The sequence below is a fragment of the Thiofractor thiocamini genome (genome assembly GCF_055384375.1).
Window position 1 is genome coordinate 1,969,697 of the sequence record NZ_AP042389.1, and the last position, 12,607, is coordinate 1,982,303.

General features: G+C 35.1%; 11 protein-coding genes. 8 read left to right on the plus strand and 3 right to left on the minus strand.

Going from position 1 to position 12,607, the window contains the following annotated elements; genetic code table 11:
- Nucleotides 1-15: 15 nt before the first annotated feature.
- The 8 genes from rsmI to ACZ47B_RS10060 all read left to right on the plus strand — a co-directional run bounded on the left by rsmI (nucleotide 16) and on the right by ACZ47B_RS10060 (nucleotide 8,389).
- The gene (gene rsmI, locus ACZ47B_RS10025; RefSeq protein WP_464894391.1) at nucleotides 16-828 is read left to right on the plus strand and encodes a 16S rRNA (cytidine(1402)-2'-O)-methyltransferase; all 813 of its coding nucleotides are present in this window, start codon (nucleotides 16-18) and stop codon (nucleotides 826-828) included.
- Nucleotides 829-949: 121 nt separating this feature from the next.
- Nucleotides 950-1,642, plus strand: a complete 693-nt coding sequence (gene rlmB / locus ACZ47B_RS10030) for a 23S rRNA (guanosine(2251)-2'-O)-methyltransferase RlmB (RefSeq protein ID WP_464894392.1) — start codon at nucleotides 950-952, stop codon at nucleotides 1,640-1,642.
- Nucleotides 1,629-2,603, plus strand: a complete 975-nt coding sequence (locus ACZ47B_RS10035) for a hypothetical protein (protein ID WP_464894393.1) — start codon at nucleotides 1,629-1,631, stop codon at nucleotides 2,601-2,603. Before rlmB ends, ACZ47B_RS10035 begins: the two co-directional genes overlap by 14 nt.
- Complete coding sequence (locus ACZ47B_RS10040) at nucleotides 2,597-3,421, plus strand: hypothetical protein (protein WP_464894394.1); 825 nt, start codon at nucleotides 2,597-2,599, stop codon at nucleotides 3,419-3,421. The genes ACZ47B_RS10035 and ACZ47B_RS10040 overlap by 7 nt, the downstream gene beginning before the upstream one ends.
- Nucleotides 3,422-3,475: 54 nt before the next feature.
- Entirely contained in the window at nucleotides 3,476-4,693 is a 1,218-nt protein-coding gene (locus tag ACZ47B_RS10045; RefSeq protein WP_464894395.1) for an LL-diaminopimelate aminotransferase, read from the plus strand.
- Nucleotides 4,693-5,958 (plus strand): homoserine dehydrogenase, encoded by a 1,266-nt coding sequence (locus tag ACZ47B_RS10050; RefSeq protein WP_464894396.1) that lies wholly within the window; start codon nucleotides 4,693-4,695, stop codon nucleotides 5,956-5,958. Before ACZ47B_RS10045 ends, ACZ47B_RS10050 begins: the two co-directional genes overlap by 1 nt.
- Nucleotides 5,955-8,036, plus strand: coding sequence for a molybdopterin oxidoreductase family protein (locus ACZ47B_RS10055; protein WP_464894397.1), 2,082 nt, complete (start codon nucleotides 5,955-5,957; stop codon nucleotides 8,034-8,036). Before ACZ47B_RS10050 ends, ACZ47B_RS10055 begins: the two co-directional genes overlap by 4 nt.
- Nucleotides 8,037-8,059: 23 nt before the next feature.
- Nucleotides 8,060-8,389, plus strand: a complete 330-nt coding sequence (locus ACZ47B_RS10060) for a YraN family protein (protein ID WP_464894398.1) — start codon at nucleotides 8,060-8,062, stop codon at nucleotides 8,387-8,389.
- On the opposite strand, the gene ACZ47B_RS10065 is transcribed toward ACZ47B_RS10060, so the two are convergent.
- From ACZ47B_RS10065 to ACZ47B_RS10075, 3 genes are read right to left on the minus strand one after another with little or no spacing between them, the layout of a single operon-like run.
- The gene (locus tag ACZ47B_RS10065; protein ID WP_464894399.1) at nucleotides 8,376-8,636 is read right to left on the minus strand and encodes an EscU/YscU/HrcU family type III secretion system export apparatus switch protein; all 261 of its coding nucleotides are present in this window, start codon (nucleotides 8,634-8,636) and stop codon (nucleotides 8,376-8,378) included. The genes ACZ47B_RS10060 and ACZ47B_RS10065 overlap by 14 nt on opposite strands.
- A complete protein-coding gene (locus ACZ47B_RS10070; protein WP_464894400.1) occupies nucleotides 8,633-10,054 on the minus strand; it encodes a hypothetical protein in 1,422 nt (473 codons plus the stop codon). The genes ACZ47B_RS10065 and ACZ47B_RS10070 overlap by 4 nt, the downstream gene beginning before the upstream one ends.
- Nucleotide 10,055: 1 nt before the next feature.
- A complete protein-coding gene (locus ACZ47B_RS10075) occupies nucleotides 10,056-12,488 on the minus strand; it encodes an HD domain-containing phosphohydrolase (protein WP_464894401.1) in 2,433 nt (810 codons plus the stop codon).
- Nucleotides 12,489-12,607 lie beyond the last annotated feature (119 nt).

Below are 12,607 nucleotides of genomic sequence, written 5' to 3' on the forward strand. Positions count from 1 at the left end.
TGGTCTCTTAACCTCATGTTATACTTCATCCCAACACCCATAGGAAACATACAGGATATTTCTCTAAGAGCCGTAGAGCTGCTTAAAAATGCCGATATAGTTTTTTGTGAAGATACAAGAGTTACAAAAAAGCTGCTGATGTTACTTGGTGAAAAGTTTGGGTTTGAGCATCATATCCAAAGATTTTACTCTTTGCATTCACACAATGAAGAGAGCGTGATAAAAAATATCGAGCCCGAGATATTTAAAAAGAGTGTGCTCTATCTTAGTGATGCGGGAATGCCATGCATCAGTGACCCGGGAGTGAAGTTGATACAATATGCCCAGAAAAACGATATAGAGTATGAAGTACTGCCCGGAGCCAATGCCGCGGTTACGGCATATGCTTCTAGCGGTTTTATCGAAAAAGAGTTTTTCTTTTTTGGATTTTTACCACATAAATCAAACGAAAGAAAAGCCATACTTCAAAATATACTAAATAGCGGTTACAATACCATTTTATATGAAGCACCTCACAGGATAAAAAAGCTAATCAACGATATAAATGAGATAGATAGCGATAGAGAATTATTCGTTCAAAAAGAGATATCTAAACTTCATCAAAAGTGGTTCAAAGATAGTGCAAAAAATTTGACGAAGCTTTTTGAAAGTGAAAATTTAAAAGGTGAATGGGTTGTTATCATAAAAGGGATAAAACTACAAACTTCCATTATAACAAAAGATGATATACTAACTCTTCAAATCCCTAAAAAACAAAAAGCTAAACTTTTAAGTAAAATAACAGGGGAGAGTGTAAAAGAGATATATGAAAGAATGGTGAATGGGTAGATGGGTGGATGAGTGAATGAGTGAAATACCCATATACCCATACTCCCATCTGCTCATCCTCCCATCCTCTCATTTTCACCATTAAAGCACTTTTTCAATAACTTTTTGATAAAATCATTAGATGATAGTATACGGTAAGCAGATATCTTTATACATTTTGGATAATTTTCCTGAAATGATCGAAACAATTTATCTACAAAAAGAGATAGATAAAAAACTTTTTTACAGATTTTCCAATCTTGGTAAAAAGATAGTAAAAATTGACCCCAAAAAAGCTCAGGCCATGGCAAGAGGCGGTAATCATCAGGGGTTTTTGCTTGAGATCGGAGATATTGAATTTGCCGATTTTAAAGATATAAAAGACCAAAGTGATTTTTTGCTGGTTTTGCACAATATAACCGATGTCGGCAACATAGGTGCCATAGTAAGATCCGCTTATGCTTTTGGAGTGGATGCGATTATCATTACCGCTCAAAAAAACTTTTCTTTGGAGCCGGTCATAAGAAGTAGTAGCGGTGCGATGCTTGACATGCCTATGGTTTTGTATGCGAATGTTTTGGATCTTGTAAATGAACTTAAAACAAGCGGATATAAAACTTACGGAGCCGGTTTTGGAGGCAAAGATATAAGAAGTGTGGAATTTCTTGATAAAAAAGCCGTTTTTTTAGGAAACGAGGGAGAAGGAATACCACAAAAAGTTTTATCAAAACTTGATGAAAAGATAACGATCGATATGGTTAGAGACTTTAACTCTTTAAATGTTAGTGCTGCAGCAGCCATCATATGTGACAGGATTGCCAATGGACAGTGTTGAATTTTTTAAAAATGTTGACTTGGAAGAAGTTTCGAAAAAGACTCTTATATCCAAAAAAGATTTGAACTATATCAAAAACGAAGAGTTCGATAAACTGAGTAAGACCAAAGGACTAGGATTTATAAAGATCATCGAAAGAGAATACAAAGTTGATTTGAGTGATATAAAAGATAAATTTATAGAGTATTTGAAAGAGCACGGTAAAGATAAGACAAAAGAGTTCTTTGTGCCTCCTCCAAAGCAGCCTGTGAAACTGTTTTCAAAATTTGTAGCGGTTATCCTACTTCTCTTGATAGCCATAGGGATCATATATATCATATATCTCAATATAGGCTACCGGTCATCTTCAAATGAGGCAAATATAGAAAAGAACCAAATCGTAAAAGAAGCTAAGTATTTATCCGGTATAGATGTCAATGAAAGCAATATCACACAAGAGGATTATTTTCCTGCTAAGAAAGAGCAAGAGAGCAATGCCTCAGACACCATGCCATCAAGTAGTGAAACAAATAGTGCAGAGGGTTTGACAAAAGAGGCAAATGTAACTTCAACAGATACAAATATCACCAAGAATGAGCCTCTTAAAAACGAGAGCACTAACAATGAACAAGCAGTTACCAAGCCAGATAAAGCAAAAGAGCAAAACCAAACCAAAAATGATAATAATACAACTATCCAAAGCTATACTTTTACGATAGTTCCAAAGGCCAGGATATGGGTTGGCGTGGTCGATCTTGATAACTTCAAGAAAAAATCATACCTAAAAGATACAAATATAACGATAAAAAAAAGTCACAATTTCATAGTTGCGACCGGTCATGGAGAGTTTAAAGCATTTTTCAAAGATAAAGTTTTGGAATTCAATACAAAAAACCCTATAAGATTTCTTGTAAAAGACGGCAATCTTTCTCAAATCGACAGAAAAGAGTTTATAAAACTGAACAGAGGTAAGTATTGGTAAGGATCGTTATATCTTTTTTTCTTTTTACTTGCATACTCTTTGGCGATATGATCGATGACAAGATAAAAAGTTTTATAGGGGAAAAAGAGTATCTCGGTAGCCAAAAGATCATAAGCATTCTTTTAGGTGATAAGAAACAGTACTATTTGGGTGATAAAAAAGTTGATGTCGTAAAACTTTTAAAAGTTTTGAAAAAAAACGGTTTTATGAGGCTTGACTTGAAAAGTGTAAACAGTGTGAGTATCACTTTTACGACAAAAGGCAATCCGCTGCTTTTTTTAAAAATCCTAAATACCACGCTGAACTCTATGGGTTTCAACTTTTATATCACAAAAAAAGCGCTTAAAAACAGTGACGGTTTTTCGTGGACCATACAGATGAACAGCGAATATCTTGTCGACCCCGTAGTGCTTTCAAACGAATTGAAAAAATATGGATGCTCTATAGTCGATATAGTGAAAAAAAGCAAAACCAACTGGAGTTACTTTATATCTTCTTCCAATGCGAAGCTTTTATCCAAAGAAGTAAACTCTATGGTAAGTTACAGGCTTAAAAAACCTATAAAAAGATACTGGCTTACTCTTTTGGATATGCCAAAAACCATCAATATCAAAAGTTATCCGTTAAACAGATGGCATCCGTATATCGCTTTTTTTGACAGTAACCTCGATATACTTTCTGTTTACTCAAGTGATGAGGTCGCTAAAAATTTGGAGCTTGATATACCTGAAGATTCCAAGTATATCATGATAGATGACAAATATACCATAAGCAATATCCGTTCAGGACTTAAGATATATACTAAAGGGCATCTCTAAAAACCCTATATTGGTGCATAGGGTTTTTAGAGATGCCCTAAATAAGGATATAAAATGTTTCAAGAGATTCAATTTAATGCTATAAACAGACTACCAAATTATGTGTTTGCCGAGATAAATGAGATAAAGATGAAGGCAAGAAGAGCGGGAGAGGATATCATAGACTTTTCCATGGGCAATCCAGACGGCCCGACCCCTCCTCATATAGTGGAAAAATTAGTTGAAGCGGCACAAAAACCAAAAAACTACGGATACTCAGTAAGTAAAGGTATCTATAAACTAAGACTTGCCATAACCGACTGGTATGAAAGAAAGTACGGCGTCATACTTGACCCCGAAAAAGAGGCAGTTGCTACAATGGGTAGCAAAGAGGGATATGTCCACCTTGTTCAAGCTATCACAAACCCGGGAGACGTTGCCATAGTTCCGGAGCCTGCTTATCCCATACATACTCATGCTTTTATCATAGCGGGTGGGAATGTGGTAAAGATGCCCTTTTTCTACAATGAAAAATATGAACTTGATTATGACAAATTTTTTGAAAGTCTTAAAAATTCCATCGAAGAGTCTATGCCAAAACCAAAGTTTTTGGTAGTAAATTTTCCTCACAATCCTACCACTGTAACCGTTAAGAAAGATTTTTACGAAAGATTGGTGGAACTTGCCAAAAAAGAGAGATTTTACATACTTAGTGATATAGCTTATGCGGATTTGACATTTGATGGTTATAAAACACCTTCCATCTTTGAAGTTGAGGGTGCAAAAGATGTGGCGGTTGAGAGTTTTACACTCAGCAAAAGTTATAATATGGCAGGATGGAGAGTAGGTTTTGTAGTGGGTAATCCAAAACTCATAGGTGCTCTTCAAAAGATAAAAAGCTGGTTTGATTATGGTATGTTCACTCCCATACAAGTTGCAGCTACCGTGGCACTAAACGGTCCTCAAGACTGTGTAAAAGAGATAATTCAAATCTATAAAGGAAGAAGAGATGTACTTTTACAAAGTTTTGAAAATGCGGGGTGGAAGATAGAAAAACCAAGTGCAACCATGTTCGTTTGGGCTAGAATCCCTGAAAAATTAAGACATTTGGGAAGTATGGAGTTTTCAAAACAGCTTTTACAAGAAGCCAAAGTAGCCGTAAGCCCGGGTATCGGTTTTGGAGAGCACGGGGATGAGTATGTGCGAATCGCGCTTATAGAAAATCACAACCGTATAAGGCAGGCCGCAAGAAATATCAAACAATATTTAAGAAACAAAGAGGGTAAAAAGTAATGTTGAAAGTAGGCATAGTAGGGCTTGGTACTGTTGGAAGCAGTGTAGTGAAGATTTTACAGGAAAATGCGGATATTATAAGTGCTAGAGCCGGCGTTAAGATAGTACCGGCTATCGGCGTAGCAAGAAATCTTGAAAAACATCGGGATTTGGATATCGTTTTAAGTGACGATGTGGATGATATACTTGAAGATGATAGTATAGATATGGTAGTGGAGCTCATAGGCGGGGTTGAAAAGGCTTATGAGATAGTAAAAAAAGCTCTTTCAAAAGGAAAGTCGGTAGTAACTGCAAACAAAGCGCTTCTTGCATATCACAGGTATGAACTTCAAGAGTTGGCAAACGGTAAAGGTTTTGGTTTTGAAGCGAGTGTGGCTGGAGGGATTCCCATCATAAAAGCCTTAAGGGAAGGGCTTAGTGCGAACAGAATACTATCCATCAAAGGCATACTAAACGGAACTTGTAACTATATGCTTACTAAAATGATAGAAGAGGGTGTGAGTTTCGATGAAGTTTTAAAAGAGGCTCAGGAACTTGGATATGCCGAAGCCGATCCTACTTTTGACATAGGAGGGTTCGATGCAAGCCACAAGCTTTTGATACTTGCATCCATAGCTTACGGGATCGATGCCAAGCCTGAGGATATACTCATAGAAGGCATAGAAGGTATAACAAAAGAGGATATCTTTTTTGCAAAAGAGTTTGACTACAACATCAAGCTTTTAGCCATCGCCAAAAAATCCAAAGGAAAAGTAGAACTTAGAGTTCACCCCGCACTTATAAAAAAAGAGCAAATGATAGCAAAAGTGGATGGTGTTATGAATGGCATTAGTGTGGTTGGTGATTTTGTGGGAGAAACACTCTACTATGGAGCCGGTGCGGGTGGAGATGCTACTGCTAGTGCGGTAGTAAGTGATATCATATCTATCGCTCGTGGGGATGCTTCACCTATGCTTGGATTTAAAAAGCTCATCAGCTTTGATGACTTGGTTTTGGTTGACAGGGATGACATAGAGAGTGAATATTATGTTCGAATGAGCGTGATAGATGAAGTAGGGGTTTTAAGTCATATCTCTTCAGCTTTTGCAAACCATAGTATATCCATAGACAGTTTTTTACAAAAATCATCTAAAAATAGGGATAGAACCACACTTCTTTTTTCAACACACAAATGTCAAGAAGCAAAGATAAAAGAGGCTTTAAAAGAGATAGAAACACTTGACTTTGTAAAAGAAAGACCCGCAATGATCAGGATAGAAGATTGAGCACAAAAGAGGTAGATTCTGTTTGTACCTACTGTGGGGTAGGGTGTGAGATAACAGGAGTCATAAAAGATAATCAAATCCAAAAGATATATGCCAAAAAAGAGTCTTTGGTAAGCAGGGGGAAACTCTGCATCAAGGGTAAAACGGGATGGGATTTTGTTCACTCTAAGAAGAGACTTCCAAAAGTAAAGATAAGAAAAAGATTTATCTATAAAAATGAACTTTACTTTCCCAAGGAGATAAAAGAGGCTCTAAAAAATCCTATAAAAGAAGATGATGAGTTCATATATCCTACTTTAGAATTGGCTTACAAGATAACAGCATGGAAGCTCGGGCGTATCAGGGATATGCATGGAAGCGATGCCGTAGCAGGTATCGGAGGAGCAAGAAGCAGTTGTGAGAGTGGCTATCTTTTTCAAAAATTTATAAGAGAAGTAATGCTTAGTCCCCATATAGATAACTGTGCCAGGGTTTGTCATGCACCCAGTCTTAAGGGGATGAGAAAAGTTATAGGTGAAGGAGCTGCGACCAATCCGTTCGATGATATAGAAGAAGCCGATTTTATCATGATATTTGGCTCAAATACCACAGAAGCCCACCCCATAGCAGCTACAAGAGTGACAAATGCTCTAAAAAACGGTAAAAAAGTAGCAGTTTTCGATGTAAGAGAAACTCATATAAGTGCAAGTGCAACCTATGATGTCACTATCCCTTTTGAGAGTAATCTTATGGTTTTAAATATGCTAAGTTATGTCATACTCAAAGAGGGGCTTGAAGACAAGGAATTTATCCAAAAAAGAGTAAGTGGGTTTGAAGAGTATAAAAAGTCCATTCTAAATGATGCTTATGCAAATCCTGACTTTTTTTTAAATATCAAAGGGTATGAGCATTTAAGTGAAACTATAAAAAAAGTTGCAAGAGAGTATGCCAAAAACAGATCCGTTATAATGTGGGGTCTTGGCATCACTGAACATATAGACGGCTCTTATGCAGTTGAAGCATTGTGTAACCTTGCAGTAATTACCGGTAATATAGCGGCAAAAGGAGTCGGGCTTATGCCTTTAAGAGGACAGAACAATGTCCAGGGAGTTTGCGATATGGGGTGCTTACCATACTTTTTACCTGATTATAAGACCCCTGATAGAGAAGGCAAAAAGACCCCCGATCTCATAGATGAGATGATAAGCGGGGGGATAAAAGCACTACTAAATATGGGAGAAGATATAGCTCACATACATGCCAATCAAAACAAGATAAAAGATGCTCTTTCAAAGCTTGATCTAATTATAGTGATGGAGCTTTTTGATGTTGAAATCACCAAATATGCTGATATCATCTACGGTGTAAAAAGTGCTTATGAAAAAGAGGGAGTTTATATAAATGCCGAGAGAAGACTTCATCTTTCATCCGCTTTGGTTGAGAATGATTTGCCTGATGACTGGGAAGTGTTAAGAGGTATTGCAAAAGAGTTTGGTGAAGATTTTGGTTATCACAATGCAAATGAGATATGGGATGAAGTTAGAAGTGTAGCAAAAGAGAGATTTAATGGAGCAAGTTATGAAAAACTCAAAAAGAAAAAGCTTGAAGGTTTGCAGTGGCCGGTAAGTAAAAATGATACTCCAAGGCTTCATCTCGATGGATTTAGAATGGATGATAAAAAAGCACATTTGAGCTACAGGCGCTATTTTCTTAGAGGAATGGTTGAAGAGTTGTACAGGAAAAAATCAAGCGGGTTTTATCTAACCACGGGAAGAGTCATAGCCCACTACAATAATGCAGCACAAACTCTAAAATCCCCTACACTTTTAAAAAGACACAGTGAAGATGTACTTCATGTCAGTATAGAAGATGAAAAGTACTTCAAAGATGCCAAAAAAGTGGTATTGTCATCAAAATACGGTCAAAGTACACCTTTGAAAGTTAAAATAACCAAAAAATTAAAAAGAGGAACTCTCTTTTGCTCATTTCATCATGCCAAAAGCCATATAAATTATCTTTTTGGAGATGAGAGTGATGAACTGACAAAAACAGCAAGGTTCAAATCGGTTAAAGTGGATGTTGAGCGGGTATATGGGTGAATGGGCAGATGAGTGATGGGTGAATGAGTAGGGAAGTTGGGAATATTGCTGAAGATAGGGCGGCAAGATATCTTCAAGATTTGGGATATGAGATAATTGATAGGAATTTTTACTCAAGATTTGGTGAGATTGATATCATCGCTAAAAAGGATAAAATTTTACATTTTGTCGAAGTAAAATATGGCAAAAATTTTGACCCTATATATGCCATAACCCCAAAAAAATTGGATAAAATGATAAAAACCATAAATTACTATATACTGAAAAATAAATTGAATCTATCTTTTAGTGTCGATGCTGTTATCATACAAGGAAAAGAGATAGAATTTTTGGAAAATATCACTCTTTTTTAGAGTATTTGTAGATAAAAGAAAAAACCTCCGCAACCGCTTGATAGAGATTTGGAGGGATTTCTTTGTTCAACTCTATCTTGCTTAGCATTTCAACTAGGTCTTTATCCTCTTTTATGGGTATATCATTTTCATTTGCCAATTTTATGATCTTCTTTGCTGTCTCTCCTTTTCCTTTCGCGGCAACCGTAGGTGCCTTTTGCTTTTTTATGTTATACTTTAAAGCGACAGCCTTTTTTAGTTTCTTCATGTTTTTATATCCACGCCCATTTGGGTTTTGTCCATCTCTTGTGTATCATATCCTTTTTTGGATAAATTTGAAAAGAAGATATTTGTTTCATAGCCCAAATCTTTTAGTTCGTTTTCAAGTTCAACCCCATGTTTTTTCAGCTTTTTTTTAAGAGCATCATCTATTATATCCATTTTTAATGAGAGTTTATCTTTGTGAAAAAGCATGAGTATATCGACTTTGCCGTAGTGTTCTAAAACAAGTTCAATCTTGCAGTTAAATGCCTCTTTTTCTTGTAGTTTTGCCATAGAGAGTGTACCATCTTTTAACTCATCCCACGAAAAGGGGATATATGATAAAAAAGTCTGGGATATATAGGCATTTGTTTGAACGGCATGTATCTGGGTTAGTGTTTTATCGACGGTTGATTGCAGGGATTGGTTGTTTTTCAGGGTATCGCTGTTTTTTATCTTTAAAAGTATGGCTTTTATATCTTCATTTTTCAACTTATCAGGTAAATTACCGCCTTGAGAGAGGTCATGAAGTTTTGATTCTAAAAATACACCGCTGTTTTTTATATTTTGCTTCAAATCGATATGCTTTATATCTTTTATAAAGTGTTCCAATCCTTTTTTTAGCGGTAGGATTTTTTCATCGTTTGGAAGCATTTTTGATATTTCATTTATATTTTTTGTGATATTGCCTATGTTCTTTATCATTGTTTTTTTGTTTAAAAGTTTTATACTGCCGGCTTTGTGGCTTAGGAGTGTCTCTTTTATGATAGTATCGAAGTGCTTTATCTCTTTTGGTATTTCGTTTTTTATACCAAGCAGGGAAGATATAGTATCGATATTTTTTTGCAGTAAAGCCATATCTTTTTTAGGGAGTTCGTTTGAAAGCATATCTTTTATGTCAAATAATTTTTGTGTCAACTCTTTAAAGAGTGGCTTTAATGTTTCAGTATCACTTTCTTTGGAAACAGCTTTTGAAAAATCATTTAAACTTTTTATGAGATTTTTTAGCTTCGGAGTGTTTTCATGCTTTTTTGCCAAAAGATGCAAACTTTCCTTTACATCATTTGTCATCTCGAGTATCATTTTGGAAGTCATTATATTTTTTAATCGGATTTGTATCTTTTTGATGAGGGATTTCATCTCTTTTGTGGTTTTTTCTTCTTGCGGTAGTGACTTTAAGAGATCATCCAGCAGCATATCCAGTTTTGATATGTTTGCAAATGTCGGCTTTAGATGGATTAGTTGAGTGGTTATATCTTTAGGGAGTGCTTTGTTTTTAGGTAAACTTTCTATGAGGGATTTTAAATCATCCAACTCTTTTGATATATCTTTTAAGAGTTTATTTGCCATCTTCCCTGAAGCCTGTTTCTTCTGAAGCAGGTTTTTTATATCATTTTTTAAAAAAGCGGAAAGTTCAAGAGCCATGTTATATCTCTCTTATCAACTCTTTTAATTTTTCCAGTGTATTTATCTCATCTATTGTGTAAGTGTTGGTACGATAAGTGATGATATCATGTCTTTTAAATATATCCAAAAGAGTACCGTTTATATCAAGCTCTTTTTTTGAAATGATGATAAAATCATCACCTTTTACCCTGAAGACTTTCGAAGTTTTAGAATTTTCTTGGAGTGCTTTGGAGATTTCTATGAGGAGTTCATCTCCTTTTTCCCAAGAGTGGTTTTTGTTGAAATTTGTAAAGTTATTGATGGCAAATGTGTATATATAATCAAAGTTGTATATATCCTCAATGATATATAAATGCTTAAGATAATCTACATTGTAGCATTCTGTCAAGTGATCTTTGAAAAAATATGCAAATCTAGCATCTAAAAGCGGATCTTTTGGAGTTTGCTCAAAAACAGCACTATCTTTGATATCTATATCTTTTAAAGCTTTTAGAGTATGATCCACCAGATTTTTGTCAAACCAGATACCGCTTAGCGATTCTATCTCTTTAAGAGCATCGGATTTGTTTTTTGCAGGCTTGTATATCCTGTTTGTCGTCATGGCATCAAATGTATCGGCTATGGAGAGTATTTGGGATAAAAGAGGTATCTTTTCTTTTTTCAATCCAAAAGGATAACCACTTCCGTCATATCTCTCATGATGGTACAAAATGATTTCAGATACATCTTTTAGGAATGTCATTTTCGAGAGGATTTCATACCCTTTTTTAGGATGCATCTTTATGATATCATATTCGAAGCCGTTTAGTTTTCCAGGCTTCAAAAGGATACTATCAGGTGTTTCGATCTTGCCTATATCGTGCAGTTCACCTGCTTTTTGAAGATCTTCTATATCTTTATCGGATAATCCCATCTGTTTTGCTATAAGAGTAGCATATTCGCTGACTCTGCTGTTGTGACCGGCGGTATAAGGGTCTCTTGCTTCTATAGCTTTATTGAGTGCAAATACCATCTCTTTATAGTTTTTTATCCTGTCGGTAAGAAACTGAAGATTTGTCTCTTTTAAATATTCCACTTTCAAACAAAGCGAAACATCTCCTGCCAACTCTTCTATAAGGCTTATCTCTTTTTTTCTAAAGCCGTATTTTTTAGTAGTGTGAACCATTATAATACCATAGGGTTCTTTTTTATCTTCGCATTTTATAGGAGTGGCAAGGATATAAGTCAAGTTTTTAGTATCCATGCGATCTTTAAAAAAGCAGTCTTTTTCTGAAAATTTAGCTACTGTTGTCATATCATTTTTGAGTGTTTCGATGATATGGTTTGCTTTGGGGCTTTTCATATCAAGCGATATCTTATTTTGCGAAAACTTTTTGGAATGGGAAACTATATCCAACTTATCTTTTTTTGCTATAGCTATGCAGGCCATTTCATACAGATTCTCTTCAGTGATCTTTTCACATACTTTGCCAAGCTTATCTTCTATGTCGGTACCTTCTAGTAGAACCTGATTGACATTTTTTACAGTATTGATGATCTTGTTTAAATATAACTCTTTTTGGTATTTTTCCTCTATGACGGATGTAGCTTTTTTGACCATGTTGTGCAGGATCAGATTGATAAACAAAAGTAGCAGAATCAAACCCGCAAGAGTCAAAAGAGCTATAAGCGTGTATTTCAAATATCTGTTTTTTTGGACTTTTATATCCAGGTACCTGTGCAAAAGCTTATAATACTTCGAATCCACATCTATCTTGTAATTTTTCAAAGCATTATCTGTCATATTTTTTAACTCTTTATCATTTTTGTTGAAAGCGAAGGTTACAGGTATTTCATCTATGAAGATATCTGTTTTTTTAATATCAGGAAATTTTTGCAGATAATTTAAAAATATGACACTGTTTGCAACTATGGCATTGAGTTTTTTTTGATGAAGTTCATTAAAAAGTTTTTTATAACTGTCATAGTAAAAGATAGAAGCGTTTATTTTGAAATTTTTTATATTTTCCATAAATATATCCGCATGAATATCGCCTTTTAAAAGTCCGATCTTCTTATCGTTCAAATCAGTCCAAAAATTTATCTTTTCTTTTTTACCGGTATATATGGTGCCGTAATTTGTAAGTATGGTCTCACTGGAAAAAAGATACTCTTTTTCTCTTGATTTCGTTTTTGCTATAGGAGAAAGTATATCGATAGTTCCGCTTGAGAGCATTTGCAGGCACTGTTTCCATTGGCATTTTTTATAAACGATATGAAGGTCGTTGTTATCAGCTATGATATTTAAAATATTTGGAAACAGTCCGTCGGCATAACCCTTTTTATCCATGTATGAAAGAGGAGGGTTTTCGTAAAGTCCTGCATATACGGTTTTTTTTGCATAGAGGTATTGGTTAGAAAAAATGAAAAAAAAGAGCAGAAAAAAGACCCCTCCGTTTATAGTCTTTTTCATGATGATTCCTATTTTTACATATGATTTATACTAAGTTGCTAAGCAAAGTTAAACCAGATACTATAACATTATATAATCAACAGTATTAAATAAACATTAAATAATTTCAGCAATGTTTT

What these genes read in the sequence shown, in the direction of transcription:
- rsmI (WP_464894391.1), top strand. Translation starts at nt 16, where the DNA reads ATGTTATACTTCATCCCAACACCCATAGGAAACATACAGGATATTTCT.
- ACZ47B_RS10075 (WP_464894401.1), bottom strand. Translation starts at nt 12,488, where the DNA reads ATGAAAAAGACTATAAACGGAGGGGTCTTTTTTCTGCTCTTTTTTTTC.
- ACZ47B_RS10065 (WP_464894399.1), bottom strand. Translation starts at nt 8,636, where the DNA reads ATGAAGAAACTAAAAAAGGCTGTCGCTTTAAAGTATAACATAAAAAAG.
- ACZ47B_RS10035 (WP_464894393.1), top strand. Translation starts at nt 1,629, where the DNA reads ATGGACAGTGTTGAATTTTTTAAAAATGTTGACTTGGAAGAAGTTTCG.
- ACZ47B_RS10070 (WP_464894400.1), bottom strand. Translation starts at nt 10,054, where the DNA reads ATGGCTCTTGAACTTTCCGCTTTTTTAAAAAATGATATAAAAAACCTG.
- ACZ47B_RS10060 (WP_464894398.1), top strand. Translation starts at nt 8,060, where the DNA reads ATGAGTAGGGAAGTTGGGAATATTGCTGAAGATAGGGCGGCAAGATAT.
- rlmB (WP_464894392.1), top strand. Translation starts at nt 950, where the DNA reads ATGATAGTATACGGTAAGCAGATATCTTTATACATTTTGGATAATTTT.
- ACZ47B_RS10050 (WP_464894396.1), top strand. Translation starts at nt 4,693, where the DNA reads ATGTTGAAAGTAGGCATAGTAGGGCTTGGTACTGTTGGAAGCAGTGTA.
- ACZ47B_RS10045 (WP_464894395.1), top strand. Translation starts at nt 3,476, where the DNA reads ATGTTTCAAGAGATTCAATTTAATGCTATAAACAGACTACCAAATTAT.